Genomic DNA, 14,291 nt, shown 5'->3' with positions numbered 1-14,291 from the left:
GTGCACTGGTCGTGATCGAGTAGCGTCGGCCGGGTGAATCTGGCATATGACGAGCGAGGCAAGGGCGACCCGGTGCTGTTCATCGCCGGCCGCGGTGGTGCGGGCCGCACCTGGCACCTGCACCAGGTCCCGGCGCTGCAGCGGGCCGGCTACCGCGTCATCACCTTCGACAACCGCGGGGTCGGCGCGACGGAGAACGCCCAGGGGTTCGGCACCGAGCAGATGGTGGCCGACACCGCCGAGCTGATCGAAAAGCTCGGGGCGGCCCCGGCGCACATCGTAGGTGTGTCGATGGGGTCGTTCATCGCACAGGAGCTGATGTTGGCGCGTCCGGATCTGGTGCGGTCGGCCGTGTTGATGGCCACCCGTGGCCGTCACGACCGGGCCCGCGAGTTCTTCCGCACCGCCGAGCGTGACCTGGCGGCCTCAGGCGTGCAGCTGCCGCCGACGTTCGACGCCAAGCTCCGGATGATGGAGAGTTTTTCGCCCAAGACGCTCAACGACGACGCGTTGGTGCGCGACTGGAGTGAGATGTTCACCATGTGGCCGACCAAGCAGACTCCCGGTCTCGCCGCCCAGTCCGACGCCGGTCCGGTGGGCAACCGGCTGCCGGCGTACCAGGCGATCACCACTCCGGTGCTGGTCATCGGGTTCGCCGACGATGTGGTGCTGCCGCCGCATCTGGGCCGTGAGGTGGCCGATGCGATTCCCACCGCCCGTTACCTGGAGATCCCCGACACCGGTCACCTCGGCTTCATCGAGAAGCCCGACGCCGTGAACGCCGTGCTGCTCGAGTTCCTGGCCGGGCAGACCGGGCAGACCGGCCAGTACTGACGAATAAGGTGAAGTGGTGAACCCCTCGACGGCACAGGCGCGCGTAGTCGTCGACGAACTCATCCGCGGCGGCGTCCGCGATGTCGTGCTGTGCCCGGGCTCGCGTAATGCCCCGCTGGCGTTCGCGCTGTCCGACGCCGACCGGGCCGGCCGGATCCGTCTGCACGTTCGCATCGATGAACGCACGGCCGGCTACCTGGCGATCGGTCTTGCGGTGGCAGAACGGGCGCCGGTCTGCATCGCGATGACCTCGGGTACCGCGGTGGCCAATCTCGGCCCCGCGGTCGTGGAGGCCAACTACGCCCGGGTTCCGCTGATCGTGCTGAGCGCCAACCGGCCCTATGAAATGTTGGGCACCGGCGCCAATCAGACCTTCGAGCAGTTGGGCTACTTCGGTACCCAGGTCCGGGCCAACATCAGCCTCGGCCTGGCTGAAGACCGCCCAGAACAGCTGGACTCACTCAACGCCCAATGGCGTTCGGCGACCTGCCGGGTGCTCGCGGCGGCCACCGGATCACGCACCGCCAACGCGGGCCCGGTGCAGTTCGACATCCCGCTGCGCGAACCGCTGGTTCCCGACAGCGTGCACGCGGACGAGTCATTACCGGGGTTTGTCGGCTCCTCGCGCGAGCGCTCGTCGGAAGGCCGTCCGGACGGCAAGCCGTGGACGTACACCCCGGCGGTGAGCTTCGATCAGCCGCTGGAGATCGACCTCACCCCGGACACGGTGGTGATCGCCGGGCACGGCGCCGGTGTGCACCCCAACCTGGCCGGTCTGCCGACGGTGGCCGAGCCCACCGCGCCGCTGCCCGCCAACCCGCTGCACCCGCTGGCACTTCGCCTGGTGCATCCCAAGCAGGTCATCATGCTGGGCCGGCCCACGCTGCACCGGCCGGTGTCGGCGCTGCTGGCCGATCCGGCGGTGCCGGTCTACGCGCTGACGACCGGTCCGCGCTGGCCCGATGTCTCCGGCAACTCGATGGCCACCGGTACCCGGGCGGTGGCGACCGGAACCCCGGACCCGGCCTGGCTGAACCGCTGCGCCGAGGTGAACCGGCACGCGGTGGCTGCGGTGCGTCAACAACTCGAGGCCCACCCGCTGACCACCGGCCTGCACGTGGCCGCGGTGGTCGCCGATGCGTTGCGCCCGGGGGATCAGCTGGTGCTCGGGGCGTCCAACCCGGTGCGCGATGCCGCCCTGGTCGGGCTGACCACCGAGGGCGTCAAGGTGCGGTCCAACCGTGGTGTGGCCGGTATCGACGGCACGGTGTCGACGGCGATCGGCGCGGCGCTGGCGCACGACGGCCGGACCCTCGCGCTGATCGGCGATCTGACCTTCGTCCACGACAGCTCGGGGTTGTTGATCGGGCCCACCGAGCCGACGCCACGGAACCTGACGATCGTGGTGTCCAACGACAACGGCGGCGGCATCTTCGAGCTGCTGGAACAGGGTGATCCGCGGTTTTCCGACGTGTCTTCCCGGATCTTCGGCACGCCGCACGATGTGGACATCGCGGCGCTGTGCCGGGCCTATCACGTCGAGTGCGGGCAGGTTGAGGCCGACGCGCTCGGCGCGGCCCTGGCCGAACCCTTCGACGGCATGCGGGTGCTGGAGGTGAAGGCCGACCGGTCGTCGCTGCGTGCCCTGCACGCGTCGATCAAGGCAGCCTTGTGAGGCCCGCACAGATCGCGGCGCGGTTGCGGGCAATGGTGCAGCCATTGATCCCGCACCTGTACGGCGAGCCGGGGGAGACCCGCTCGCAGCGGATCATCCGGCGGGTGCGGATCGGCGTGGTGATCGCCGCCTGCCTGGTCACGTTGCAGTCTGTGCTGTTGGTGATGGGCGCCTGGCGTAACGACCAGCAGATCGAGCGGAACATGGGGGTGGCCGCGGCCGAGGTGCTCAGCGCCGGACCGCGGCGCTCGACCATCGAGTTCGTCACGCCGGACCGGGTGACCTACCGCCCCGAGCTGGGGGTGCTGTACCCCTCGGAGCTCGATACCGGGATGCGGATCTACGTCGAGTACGACAAGAACAATCCCGATCTGGTGCGGGTGCGAGACCGCGACGCGTCACTGGCGATCATCCCGGCCGGATCGATCGCGGTGGTGGGCTGGCTGGTGGCGGCTGCGGCGTTGGCGCTGCTGGCTTTTCTGCAGCGCCGGCCCAGCTCAACCGGAACCGTCAACTCCTCGGCGTAGCAAGCAGTTTGGCCAGCCAGTCCGGGTCGCTGATATCGACGACCTCTTCGCCGACGAGGTCGTAGATCGCCGGGGTGGACACCTCGTATTGGGTTTCGCTGAGCAGTTCGGCGTTGGCCTCGTTGAGTTGTTCGGAGTCGATGGCCTGCGCGCCGGCCGCGATCTTGTCGGTCTGCTCGCTGCCGACCCCGCTCCCGGATGCCATCGCGGCGATCTCGTCGTCGGTCGGGCCGGGCGAGCCCTCGGGCTCCTGGTGGCCCCAGAGGTCCTGAACAAATGCCTGGAACGCCATGCCCGTGGTGCCCGGGCCGGCGGCCAGGAACAGCGCGTTGGCCACGTGGGCCGAGTACTCGGTGCCCATCCGGTCCAGGAAGGTCAGCGGCCGGTAGGTCACGGCCAGCTGGCCCTGGCCGATGGCCGCGGCGATGGCATCGCCGGACTCATGTTGCAGGTGGGCGCAGGCCGGGCACTGCGGTTCGGTGAAAAACTCGATCTGGGCAGGCGCATCCGGGAAGCCGATCTGGATACCCCAGCCGTCCTCGGTGATCTCGCTGCCGGGCTTGTTGCTGTTGGCCTGCGCGGTGCCGTCGACCAGTCGGGTGCAACCGGAGGTGGCACCGGCGACGGACAGGGCCACCACGGCCAGCATCGCTGCAGCAACGCGCGGTAATCGCATTCGCCAACCCTAGACCCGGGCATCAGGTTTTAGCGTGTCGTATCCCCGGACGCTACCTCGGGGACAGGTGCCGCTGGGACTATCTTGGTGTGCGCGTTGCGATCGTTGCAGAGTCCTTCCTCCCGAATGTCAACGGCGTCACCAACTCGGTGCTTCGGGTGATCGAGCATCTCCGCCGCACCGGCCACGAGGTACTCGTCATCGCCCCGGACACCCCGCGGGGTCAGCCGCCTGCCGAACGGGTCCATGACGGTGTGCGGGTGCACCGGGTGCCTTCGCGAATGTTTCCCAAGGTGACCTCGCTGCCGCTGGGCGTGCCGCGGCCGCGGATGGTCAATGTGCTGCGCGGCTTCGACCCCGACGTTGTGCACCTGGCCTCGCCCGCGCTGCTCGGCTGGGGCGGCGTACACGCCGCCCGCCACCTCGGCGTGCCGTCGGTGGCCGTGTTCCAGACCGATGTCGCCGGTTTCGCCGAGAGCTACGGCGTTGGCGTGCTGTCGCGGGCATCATGGGCATGGACCCGGCGTCTGCACAGCAAGGCCGACCGCACCTTGGCGCCGTCCACCTCGGCGATGGAAAACCTTGAGGCCCATCGGATTCCCCGAGTGTTCAAGTGGGGACGCGGCGTGGACATCACCGGGTTCGCCCCGTCGGCTCGCGATGAGCAGCTGCGGGCGTCGTGGTCGGCCGAGGGCAAGCCGGTCGTCGGGTTCGTCGGACGGTTGGCGCCGGAGAAGCACGTGGAGCGGCTGGCCGCGCTGGCCGGGCGCGACGACCTGCAGCTGGTGGTGGTAGGTGACGGGGTGGACCGGACCAAGCTCGAATCTGTGCTGCCTTCGGCGGTTTTCACCGGTGAACTGCACGGCACGGAACTGGCGGCGGCCTACGCCAGCATGGACGTGTTCGTCCACCCCGGCGAGCACGAGACGTTCTGTCAGGCCGTTCAGGAGGCGATGGCCTCGGGACTGCCGGTGATCGCTCCCGATGCCGGTGGGCCTCGGGATCTGGTGGCGCCCTACCGCACTGGACTGTTGCTGCCCGTGAACGAATTCGAGTCCGCGCTACCCGCTTCTGTGGAGCACCTGATCGCCGAGCGGTCGCGCTACTCTGTGGCCGCTCGGCGCAGCGTGCTGAGCCGCACCTGGCCGGCCATCTGTGACGAGCTGATCGGGCACTACGAAGCCGTGCAGGGCCTACGCCGGCTGCGCGCCGCCTGACTTGGCTACTGCTCCAACCGGTTTCAGGACCGCAGCCACTCCAGCAGATCTGCCATGATGGTCTCGGCGTGGGTGGTCGGCATGCCGTGCGGGAAACCGGGGTAGCTCTTGAGGGTCCCGTTGGGCAGCAGCTTCGCCGACAGCGGACCAGAATCCGCGTACGGCACGATCTGGTCGTCTTCGCCGTGCATCACCAGTGACGGCAAGGTGATCTTCTTGAGGTCCTCGGTGAAATCCGTCTGGGAGAAGGCGACGATGCCGTCGTAGTGGGCCTTGGGGTCGCCCATCATGCCCTGGCGCCACCAATTGGCGATGATCGCCTCGCGAGCAGGCTCGGGAGTTTTCTCCTGTTCGCGATTGAAGCCGTAGAACGGACCTGACGGCAGGGCGCGGTAGAACACCGAGCGGTTCGCCGCCAGCTGCGCCTGCAGATCGTCGAACACCGACTTGGGCAGGCCGCCCGGGTTGGCGTCGGTCTTGACCATCAGCGGCGGCACCGAGCTGATCAGGACCGCATGCGCCGCCCGATCCAGCCCGTGACGGGCCAGGTAGCGCACCAGCTCACCCCCGCCGGTGGAGTGGCCGACGTGGATGGCGTCGTGCAGATCGAGGTGCTTGACCACCGCGGCGAGGTCATCGGCGTAGTGGTCCATGTCGTGGCCGTCGGTCACATGGGAGGAGCGTCCGTGGCCGCGCCGGTCATGGGCGACGACACGGTAGCCGTGCTGCAGGAAGAACAGCATGAACGTGTCCCAGTCGTCGGCGGACAACGGCCAGCCGTGACTGAACACGATGGGCTGGCCCGAGCCCCAGTCCCGATAGAAAATCTCGACATTGTCAGAAGTCGTGATCTTAGGCATGTGCTCGACGCTACGCCCATCCGCGCTTTGCCGGCGGGGTTCTCGGCCTAGTTTTTCTGCTGGGTGGCCAGCCACGGGATGAGGCCGCCGGCCAGGACGTGCTGGATCTGGCGCGATGAAAGTCTGTGCTGCACCGGGAAACTCGTGCCCTTCGTGGTGTTGGTAACGGTCATCGGAAGGCCGTCGGTCAACGCCTGGCGTACGTTGGTGAGGGAAAGCACGTCACCCTGAGCGACGCCGTCGTAGTCGGCCGGATCGACGAATTCCAGTGCCAGCACACCGAAATTGGCGAGATTTTGCCAATGGATACGGGCGAAGGACTTGGCGATCACGACCTGCAGCCCGAGATAGCGTGGCGCGATCGCGGCATGTTCGCGCGATGAGCCCTGACCGTAGTTCTCCCCGCCGACGATGATGTGGCCGTTCTCGGCGGACTGCGCCCGTTCCGGATAGCTTTCGTCGATCTGGGTGAAGCTGAACATGGCCAGCTTGGGAATGTTGGACCGGAACGGCAGGGCACGCGCGCCTGCCGGTGAGATCTCGTCGGTGGAGATGTTGTCGCCGACCTTGAGCAGGACCGGGGCCGTCACTGCATCGGGCAGCGGCGTCAGCTCAGGAAGGCTGGAGATGTTGGGGCCCTTGATGACCTGGACGGCCCGGGCCTGCTCGAGCGCGGCCGGGGCGACCAGCATGGCGGTGTTGACGCTGAAATGGGTGGGCAGATCGAGCTCGGGATACTCGATGCCGTTGTCGGCGGCCCACTGCCGCGGGTCGGTGATGACCCCAGTGATCGCCGATGCCGCAGCGGTTTCCGGCGAGCACAGCCACACCGAGTCCTCCTTGGTGCCGGACCGGCCGGGGAAGTTGCGGGGCATGGTCCGCAGCGAGTTCCGGCCAGTGGCCGGAGCCTGGCCCATGCCGATGCAGCCCATGCAGCCGGCCTGATGGATGCGCGCGCCGTTGATGACGAGTTGGGTCGTGGCGCCCATTCTCGTCAGGTCGGTGAGGATCTCGCGGGAGGTGGGGTTGACATCGAAGCTGACGTCGGGCGAGGTCTGGCGGCCGTGCACCATGGCCGCTGCGATCGCGAAGTCGCGTAATCCGGGATTGGCGCTGGAGCCGATGACGACCTGCGCGACGGGCTCACCGGCCACCTCCGACACCGGCACGACGTTGCCCGGCGACGACGGTCTGGCGATCAGCGGTTCGAGCACCGACAGGTCGATGACCTCGTCGATGTCGTATTGCGCGCCGTCGTCGGCGACGAGTTCGGTCCAGTCGTCACCGCGATCCTCGCCGGTGAGAAAGTCACGCACCGCTTCGTCGCTGGGGAAGACGGTGGTGGTGGCCCCGAGCTCGGCGCCCATGTTCGCGATGACATGCCGGTCCATGGCCGACAGCCCGGCCAGACCGGGACCGTAGTACTCGATGATGCGGTTGACGCCGCCCTTGACGTCATGGCGCCGCAGCATTTCGAGGATGACGTCTTTCGCCGAACACCATTGCGGGAGCTCGCCTTCCAATCGGACGCCCCACACCTGAGGTGCCCGCAGGTGCAGCGGCTCGCCGGCGATGGCCAGCGCCACTTCGAGCCCGCCGACACCGATCGCCAGCATTCCCAGTGATCCGGCTGCCGGAGTGTGGGAGTCCGAACCCACCATCGTCTTGCCGGGTATGCCGAAGCGCTGCATATGCGTGGGGTGGGAGACGCCGTTGCCGGGCTTGGAGAACCACAGCCCGAAATGTTGCGCCGCGGTCCGCAGATATTCGTGATCCTCGGCGTTCTTCTCGTCGGTCTGCAGCAGGTTGTGGTCGACGTACTGAACGCTGACCTCGGTGCGGGCGCGATCGAGCCCGAGTGCTTCGAGCTCCTGCATCACCAGCGTTCCCGTCGCGTCCTGGGTCAACGTCTGGTCGATCCGGATCGCGATCTCGTCCCCGGGCGTCATCGACCCGGAGACGAGATGGGACCCGATCAACTTCTGTGTGACGCTCTCCGGCATTCACCTAGCGTTCCCGCGTGCTCACGCCCCGAAACCGAGCTCACCATCCCCGGGCGAGCAGACACGTAGGTACCCCGGGTAATGGCGTTACGGGGTACCGGAGCGTCTGCTCGCCGGAGGAAACTCGCGCCGGGAAGGTCAGCCCTGGGCGAGCACCGACACCGGCTGCCACTGCTCCCACGTCGCCAGCCGGCTCTCGTAGTCGGCCCTGGCCAACTGCAGGGGCAGCTCACCGAAGAACACCCGCAGCGGCGGGTTCTCGGCGTCGACGATCTTGAGCACCGCCTCGGCCGACGCCTTCGGATCGCCGGGCTTGGCGCTGCGCTGGGCGCGGGCGCGTTGCGCGGCCTCGCGGGCCTCGTCGTAATCGGCAAGCGGGGCAGCATGTCTGGCCGAGGATCCGGCCCAGTCGGTGGAGAAGCCGCCAGGCTCGATCAGCGTCACGTGCACACCGAACGGTGCGACCTCTTGGGCCAGTGACTGTGAGAACCCTTCCAGCGCCCACTTCGACGCGTGGTACATGCCGACCAGTGGAAATGCAGTGATGCCGCCGATCGAGGACACCTGGATGATGTGCCCGCTGCCCTGGGCGCGCAGATACGGCAGCGCAGCCTGGGTGACCCACAGCGCGCCGAAGACGTTCGTCTCGATCTGGTCCCGCGCGTCGGCCTCCGACAGCTCCTCGATGAACCCGAACTGGCCGTAACCGGCATTGTTGACCACGATGTCCAGCCGGCCGAAGTTGTCATGGGCCTGTTTGACGGCGGCGAAGTCCGCCTCTCGGTCGGTGACATCAAGGCGGATCGGCAGCAGCGCGTCGCCGTACTTGTCGGCCAGGTCGGCCAGCGTGGCGGTGTCGCGTGCGGTGGCGGCCACCTTGTCACCACGGTCCAGGGCTGCGATTGCCCATTCCCGGCCGAAACCCCTCGATGCACCGGTGGTGAACCACACTTTTTCGCTCATGATCAACCCTTCGACGTTTCGTTCCCTGCAGTTCAGCGGTCGGACGCAGCCACCCATTCCCCGGCCGTCCGACTTGCAGGAAGTCCACAGGGAGCCGCGACGGTGCGCCACGGTTTCGGTCACTGTCAATCTATTGAGCACCGCCCGGTAGCGTCAGCACCGTGAGTCGAGCGAGCCTGGAGAAGAACCCCCACGAAGTGGCATCGATGTTCGATGCCGTGGCGCGGCGCTACGACCTGACCAACACCGTGCTATCCCTCGGACAGGACCGGTTCTGGCGTCGGCAGACGCGTGCGGCGCTCGGCATCGGTCCCGGCGACAAGGTGCTGGACCTGGCGGCGGGCACCGCGGTGTCGACGGTCGAGCTGGCGAGCTCCGGCGCGTGGTGTGTGGCGGCGGACTTCTCGGTGGGCATGCTCGCCGCCGGGGCATCGCGGCCGGTGCCGAAGGTGGGTGCCGACGCCACCCGGCTGCCGTTCGCCGACGGGGTGTTCGACGCGGTCACCATCAGCTTCGGGCTGCGCAACGTCGTCGACCATGTGGCGGGGCTGCGGGAGATGGCCCGGGTGACGCGGCCGGGCGGCCGACTGGTGGTGTGCGAGTTCTCGACGCCGACCAACGGTGCGTTCGCCACGCTGTACAAGGAGTACCTGATGCAGGCGCTGCCGCGGATGGCCACCGCGGTGTCGAGCAACCCGGATGCCTATGTGTACCTGGCCGAGTCGATCCGCGCCTGGCCGGATCAGGCCGAGCTGGCCCGGCGTATCGGCGAAGCCGGCTGGTCACAGGTCAAGTGGCGCAACCTGACCGGCGGTATCGTGGCGCTGCACGCGGCGACCAAGCCGTCTCCCTGACCCCCATTTTCTCTCCCGAGCCGAAATGGCATTCCAGCAGGAGTTGTTCGAGTAACCACCTGCTGGAATGCGGTTTCGGCGGATTCTTACGACAGCACCCGACTGGTCAGCACGAACCGCCGCAGGGACCGGCGGTCGCGAGCGCTGATCACCGTGCCGGTCAGTTCGGCTGCCCGCGGATGCTGCAGCGCCCGGATCGCCCGGCGCGGCACCGCCCGTGGCCACCAGTCTGTCGGCGCGAACATCTGGCGCCGGAACGGTTCGAAGTGTTCGCCCGCCACCAGCTGGGTGTGGCAGGCGTCCTCGAAGTAGGTGCAGAACTCGGGCCAGCTCGCAGGCATCGGGCGCGTGGAGATGCCGTAACGCCGATACCACGCGCAGCACTCCTGGTAGAGCTGCTCGTGCTCGCCTTCGTCCAGCTTCCGGATGAACGTATTCACCATCGTCACAATGCTTTCCACATATGTGGCGTGCTGGAAGTGGAAGACGTCGGGGTTCAGCGCGTGGTACTTGTTCCCGGCCGGGTCCCGGCCTTTCACGTCCTCGTGCGCGAAGCGGATGTAGGGGCGCATGTCGATGTCGGTGAAGGCGATCCTGATCGCCTGGGTCACCGTGCGTTTGTGGTGCAACCACACCCGTCGGTGCAACAGCGCATGCTGTGTGATCCCGGTGGCGATCGTCGGATGCAGTGACTGCAGGCAGACTGCCCTCGGCAGGACGAACAGGAACCGCCGGTCCTGCAGATAACGCGACAGCATGGTGTCCGGGCCGAGCCCGGCCGCCACGGAGGTCAGATCAGCGCCTTCTTGCGGCGGATCCGGCGGCGCAGGTCCTTCATCAGCACCGCATAGTTGCCGTTGCGCAGTGACTTCGGCAGGAAGCGGTTGACGAACGCCACGAACAGGAAGAGATGCTCGAAGCGGCGCCGGTCGGTATCGGTCCACTCCAGTTCCATCGCGTCGCGGAACACCGGCGCCAGGAAGCCGATGGTCAGGAACCGCAGCAGCGGCGCCAGCATCTTTCGCATCGGCCAGTTGATCATCCGCAACTCCACCAGAACCATGAGGTAATCCCGGACGAACGGGGTCATCTCGACGCGTTCGCATGCGGTGTTCCAGTACGCATCGAAGTCCGCCCTGGTGGCCGGCCACATCTCCTCGAGGACCTGCAGCGTGGTGCCGATGGTCATCGCACTCTGGTAGAAGGTCTCGGCCTGTTCCTCGGTCATCGTGCCGTAGAGCAGCTGATGGGTGTCTTCATAGAAAATGAAAAGGCATGCCGCCACCCACAACTGCAGTTCGCGGTTGAACGCGTTGTACTTGACCGGGCTGTCCTCGGTGGACCGAACCTGCCGGTGCGCAACGTTGACGGCTTCGCGGTAGGCGTTCTTCTCCTCGTCGGTGCCGAGGATCGCCACGGTCAGGTATTGCGCCGTGGTGCGCAGCCGCTTCCACGGGTGGTGCACCAAACTTCCTGATTCCACCCGGCTTTCGGCGACGCCGTACCCCACTTCGGGCCAGCTCATCTGCATGATGACATTGGCCGCCGCTCCGGCGGCGGACCAGAAGTCCAGCGCGTCCGAGAGGTCGACGTGTTTCTTCCGGATCCACCGCGGCACCCGCTGCGTGACGGTGATGCGGGTCTCGGCGGTGGTCAGCCGCGGCTCGGCGGCCAGGTCCACGTACGTCGCTGGCATGGGGGACTCCTCTCGGGGGCGAAACAGGGCTAACAGCGGGTTACACGGTCTGCACGTCGTCGACGATCCAGCGGTCGTCGCTGCGCACCAGCTTGACCACCATCCGGTACTTCTGATTACTGCCTTGTGGTGCAGTCACATTGGTGACGTGTTGATCGACGAAGGCGACGACGGTGGCGGTGTCGCCGTCGAGACTGTCGACGACCACGTGATCGGCCGTTGCAGTCGCGACACCCTTGCTGGTCACCACGATGTCGCGCAGCGCCTTGACCATCTCGTCGTACTTGGCCGCGAATCCGGGGGTGGAATTGGCGACGATGTGCTCACGGTTGGCGTCCATCTTCTGGTAGTCGAATGCAGCCATCGCCACCAGATAGTCGCGGGACATCGCCACGGCGTCGGTGCGCAGTGCGTCGTCGCGGCGGTGGTGGTATTCGCCGAGCGACAACACCACCAGTGCTGCCACGGCGGCGACGGCGAGCAGTGCGACCAGAGCCGTTGCGATCCGGCGCTTGAGCCGGCCGGGCGCAGTGGGTTCGGAGTCCTCGGCCTCTGGCTCGTCGACGTCGGGTTCCTGGGCATCCTCGGCGGCGTCTTCGGGGACATCCTCGGGGACATCGTCGGAGGGCTTGTCCAATGTCAGCACCGATTCCTTGCGGTCGTCGTCGGCAGAGTCATCGTCGGAATTGCTCACTGCGGGCCACCTTTCAGGATGCTGCGCCATTTGTAGGCCAGCTGGGCCAGGGTCGGGATCTTGACCGGGTCACTGACCACCTCGGGTCCGATCGGATGTCCGGGGGTCTGTGAGTTCTGCAGGCCGAGATCGTTGGGTCGGGGTGCGTTGACCGCCCCCCGCATCAGCATGTCGGGTGCGGGCGGGCAGTACATCACCAGGTTGGGTTCGGTGGGACTGACATCGCCGATGGCCCGCCGGTCGACGTCGTAGTTGCACACCGGTCCCTGCGTGGCGATCAACGAGAAATCCGCCCGGGTCTGGCCGGTGGCGTCGACCTTGACGATCGAGGTCAGGTCCTGCAGACCCTTGGGGATGGTCGTGAGCCCCGTCTGCAGCGAATCAGTACGGTCACCGATGATCGGGGTGACGGTGGCCAGGTTGGCCAGGGTGGCGCCGAAGGTGCCCTGGTAGGTGTCCAGCACCCGCTGCAGGGATTTCAGCGCGGCGGGGGACCGGTCGGTCAGGTACAGGAACGCCGGGCCACTGCCATCGAGCTGATTGGCCAACCGTGAGCTGGCGGCCATGCCGCGCACGAACGGGTCACCCTGACCGGCCATGGTGGTGACCAGCTCCGCGGTGCCCTCGATCAGCGGCTGCAGTTGGCCGGTCTGGTTCCGGATCCGGGTGGACATGTCCGACGCGTTGTCGATCAACATGGCCAGATCCGGTCCCAACCCGTCGAAGGCGTTCGACAGTTCGGTGCCGACGTCTCTGACCGCCCGGGTGTCAATGCCTTTCACCAGTTGTGCGGTGTCGCCCATGATCCGGTCCATCTGGATCGGTTGACGGTCGGCAGGTGCGGCGATGGTGTCCCCGGACGCCAGGTACGGACCGGCATCGGATTGCGGCATGATGTCGACACTCTGGATGCCGGCGGCCGTGCCCATCCCGATGGTCAGGATCGCATCGCGCGGGATCCGGGTGTCGGGATCGATCGCCAGCCGCACCATCGCGGTGCCGTCGGGGGACAGCCACACGTCGTCGACGGTGCCGACCTGCACCCCCCGCACGGTGACGCTGGTGCCCGCGGTGAGTCCGAACGCGTCGCTCATCGTCGCGGTCAGGGTCATCGGTGTCCGGAACCCTTGCGGTCCGGCCACATAACGAATGCCGAACGGGATGACGATCACGGCGATCACTGCGAAGATCGCCAGCTGAACCACTACCAGGCGTCTCAATTCAGACCTCCCGACAAGAACCCTTCCAGGGCGACGTCCCCGGTGATCGGGGTGCCGTTGACGATCAACCCTCCGGTGAGGAGTTTGTCGATGGTGCCCGGGATGTCCAGGGCGCCATCGAACATCAGGTAGTCGCCGTGTACCGAGCTGCCGAACTTCTCCAGGAAGTTGTTCATCGCCGTGAGCATCCCGCCCAGCCGGTCGTTGAAGGCGCCCATGGTCTGCACGACGGTGCCGGCGTCGGACACCATGGCGTTCAGATCGGTCGAGGACAGCACACTGTTGGCGGTGGCGGCCAGCGCGGTGGTGGAGGAGAACAACGTCTGCAACTTGGCCCGCTGGACATCGAGCATCGCCACCACCTTCGGCACGGCGTCGAGGTAGCCGGCAACGGTTTTCTGCTCGTGGCCAAACTGTCCGGTGATGTTGGCGGCCAGGCTCATTGCCTGATCGAACTCGCCCTGATGTTCGGAGGTCTTGGCGGCCAGCAGCGACATCGAGTCGATCAGTCCGCGCACCTTGTCGGCCCGGCCGGCGAAGGCCTTGTCCAGTTCGGTGACGATGGTGGCGAGCTGATCGACGCCGCTGCGGGACAGCAGCGCCCCGAAGGTGGCCAGTGCGCTCTCGATCTGCGGCCCCAGCTCGGTGTGACTGGGCGGGATCACGTCGCCGTCGCGTAACGCCCGCTGCGGAGCCAGCTGTGCGCTGCTGAGCCGGACGAACGGATTGCCAAGGGCTGACGGCAGTTCCACGCTGGCCACTGTCCCGGAGTCCAGACCGTCGGCGTCGGCCAGGCTCAGCTGCACCGAGGCGCCCGAGGCGGCCAGGCTCATCCCGCTGACCCGGCCCACCACCTTCTGTCCGTTGCGGACGTCGGCCCCGATGGTGATGCCGTCGGCGGTGGGCAGCACCACGGTGACGGCCATCGTGTCACTCGGTGAGGTGCGGCCCAGGGGCAGGTCCTGAATTCCGATATCGCTCAACGCCCACACGCTCGCGGCGGCGACCACCAGCGCGCAACCGACGGCCGCACCCCGCAGGGTGGGTTTGGGCAGGGATCTAGGCATGACCG

The 14,291-nt window shown here is 67.1% G+C and carries 14 protein-coding genes; 5 read left to right on the top strand and 9 right to left on the bottom strand.

What is annotated here, in order from left to right; all coding sequences use genetic code 11:
• Positions 1 to 33: 33 nt before the first annotated feature.
• From AC4ELS_RS12700 to AC4ELS_RS12690, 3 genes are read left to right on the top strand one after another with little or no spacing between them, the layout of a single operon-like run.
• Positions 34 to 834: an alpha/beta fold hydrolase gene (locus AC4ELS_RS12700; RefSeq protein WP_055110380.1), complete on the top strand. Its 801-nt coding sequence runs from the start codon at positions 34 to 36 to the stop codon at positions 832 to 834.
• A 16-nt stretch (positions 835 to 850) separates the two neighbouring features.
• Positions 851 to 2,509 carry a 2-succinyl-5-enolpyruvyl-6-hydroxy-3-cyclohexene-1-carboxylic-acid synthase gene (gene menD / locus AC4ELS_RS12695; protein ID WP_498885846.1) on the top strand — a complete coding sequence of 553 codons (1,659 nt, stop codon included), beginning with the start codon at positions 851 to 853 and terminating at the stop codon, positions 2,507 to 2,509.
• 32 nt (positions 2,510 to 2,541) lie between these two features.
• Positions 2,542 to 3,036, top strand: a complete 495-nt coding sequence (locus AC4ELS_RS12690; protein ID WP_064886832.1) for a DUF3592 domain-containing protein — start codon at positions 2,542 to 2,544, stop codon at positions 3,034 to 3,036.
• On the opposite strand, the gene AC4ELS_RS12685 is transcribed toward AC4ELS_RS12690, so the two are convergent.
• Positions 3,020 to 3,712 (bottom strand): DsbA family protein, encoded by a 693-nt coding sequence (locus tag AC4ELS_RS12685; protein WP_064957041.1) that lies wholly within the window; start codon positions 3,710 to 3,712, stop codon positions 3,020 to 3,022. The genes AC4ELS_RS12690 and AC4ELS_RS12685 overlap by 17 nt on opposite strands.
• A gap of 89 nt (positions 3,713 to 3,801) precedes the next feature.
• On the opposite strand from AC4ELS_RS12685, the gene AC4ELS_RS12680 reads away from it, so the two are divergent.
• Entirely contained in the window at positions 3,802 to 4,929 is a 1,128-nt protein-coding gene (locus AC4ELS_RS12680; protein WP_499047629.1) for a glycosyltransferase family 4 protein, read from the top strand.
• Positions 4,930 to 4,952: 23 nt separating this feature from the next.
• Here the strand turns inward: AC4ELS_RS12680 and AC4ELS_RS12675 are convergent, their stop codons facing one another.
• The 3 genes from AC4ELS_RS12675 to AC4ELS_RS12665 all read right to left on the bottom strand — a co-directional run bounded on the left by AC4ELS_RS12675 (position 4,953) and on the right by AC4ELS_RS12665 (position 8,755).
• Positions 4,953 to 5,789: an alpha/beta fold hydrolase gene (locus AC4ELS_RS12675; RefSeq protein ID WP_499047627.1), complete on the bottom strand. Its 837-nt coding sequence runs from the start codon at positions 5,787 to 5,789 to the stop codon at positions 4,953 to 4,955.
• A 47-nt stretch (positions 5,790 to 5,836) separates the two neighbouring features.
• Entirely contained in the window at positions 5,837 to 7,792 is a 1,956-nt protein-coding gene (locus AC4ELS_RS12670) for an aconitate hydratase (protein ID WP_499047625.1), read from the bottom strand.
• Between the two features lie 138 nt (positions 7,793 to 7,930).
• Positions 7,931 to 8,755, bottom strand: coding sequence for an SDR family oxidoreductase (locus tag AC4ELS_RS12665; RefSeq protein WP_499047623.1), 825 nt, complete (start codon positions 8,753 to 8,755; stop codon positions 7,931 to 7,933).
• Positions 8,756 to 8,916: 161 nt separating this feature from the next.
• On the opposite strand from AC4ELS_RS12665, the gene AC4ELS_RS12660 reads away from it, so the two are divergent.
• The gene (locus AC4ELS_RS12660) at positions 8,917 to 9,609 is read left to right on the top strand and encodes a demethylmenaquinone methyltransferase (protein WP_055110371.1); all 693 of its coding nucleotides are present in this window, start codon (positions 8,917 to 8,919) and stop codon (positions 9,607 to 9,609) included.
• Positions 9,610 to 9,695: 86 nt separating this feature from the next.
• On the opposite strand, the gene AC4ELS_RS12655 is transcribed toward AC4ELS_RS12660, so the two are convergent.
• The 5 genes from AC4ELS_RS12655 to AC4ELS_RS12635 are packed head-to-tail and all read right to left on the bottom strand — an operon-like array spanning position 9,696 to position 14,286.
• Positions 9,696 to 10,394, bottom strand: coding sequence for an oxygenase MpaB family protein (locus AC4ELS_RS12655; RefSeq protein WP_499047621.1), 699 nt, complete (start codon positions 10,392 to 10,394; stop codon positions 9,696 to 9,698).
• Between the two features lie 5 nt (positions 10,395 to 10,399).
• On the bottom strand, positions 10,400 to 11,305 hold the full coding sequence (locus AC4ELS_RS12650; protein WP_055110359.1) for an oxygenase MpaB family protein: 906 nt from the start codon (positions 11,303 to 11,305) through the stop codon (positions 10,400 to 10,402).
• Positions 11,306 to 11,345: 40 nt separating this feature from the next.
• Complete coding sequence (locus tag AC4ELS_RS12645; protein WP_499047619.1) at positions 11,346 to 11,999, bottom strand: Rv1363c family protein; 654 nt, start codon at positions 11,997 to 11,999, stop codon at positions 11,346 to 11,348.
• Complete coding sequence (locus AC4ELS_RS12640) at positions 11,996 to 13,219, bottom strand: MlaD family protein (protein ID WP_448443695.1); 1,224 nt, start codon at positions 13,217 to 13,219, stop codon at positions 11,996 to 11,998. Before AC4ELS_RS12640 ends, AC4ELS_RS12645 begins: the two co-directional genes overlap by 4 nt.
• Positions 13,216 to 14,286 (bottom strand): MlaD family protein, encoded by a 1,071-nt coding sequence (locus AC4ELS_RS12635; protein ID WP_131811704.1) that lies wholly within the window; start codon positions 14,284 to 14,286, stop codon positions 13,216 to 13,218. The genes AC4ELS_RS12640 and AC4ELS_RS12635 overlap by 4 nt, the downstream gene beginning before the upstream one ends.
• Positions 14,287 to 14,291: the final 5 nt, after the last annotated feature.

The organism is Mycobacterium shunyiense (genome assembly GCF_058270035.1).
The sequence above is the reverse complement of the archived record's forward strand: the minus strand, read 5'-3'. Positions and strand labels throughout refer to the sequence as shown.

Coding starts and splice junctions, on each gene's coding strand:
- AC4ELS_RS12690 (WP_064886832.1), top strand. CDS start 2,542: ATGGTGCAGCCATTGATCCCGCACCTGTACGGCGAGCCGGGGGAGACC.
- AC4ELS_RS12675 (WP_499047627.1), bottom strand. CDS start 5,789: ATGCCTAAGATCACGACTTCTGACAATGTCGAGATTTTCTATCGGGAC.
- AC4ELS_RS12670 (WP_499047625.1), bottom strand. CDS start 7,792: ATGCCGGAGAGCGTCACACAGAAGTTGATCGGGTCCCATCTCGTCTCC.
- AC4ELS_RS12650 (WP_055110359.1), bottom strand. CDS start 11,305: ATGCCAGCGACGTACGTGGACCTGGCCGCCGAGCCGCGGCTGACCACC.
- AC4ELS_RS12665 (WP_499047623.1), bottom strand. CDS start 8,755: ATGAGCGAAAAAGTGTGGTTCACCACCGGTGCATCGAGGGGTTTCGGC.
- AC4ELS_RS12635 (WP_131811704.1), bottom strand. CDS start 14,286: ATGCCTAGATCCCTGCCCAAACCCACCCTGCGGGGTGCGGCCGTCGGT.
- AC4ELS_RS12685 (WP_064957041.1), bottom strand. CDS start 3,712: ATGCGATTACCGCGCGTTGCTGCAGCGATGCTGGCCGTGGTGGCCCTG.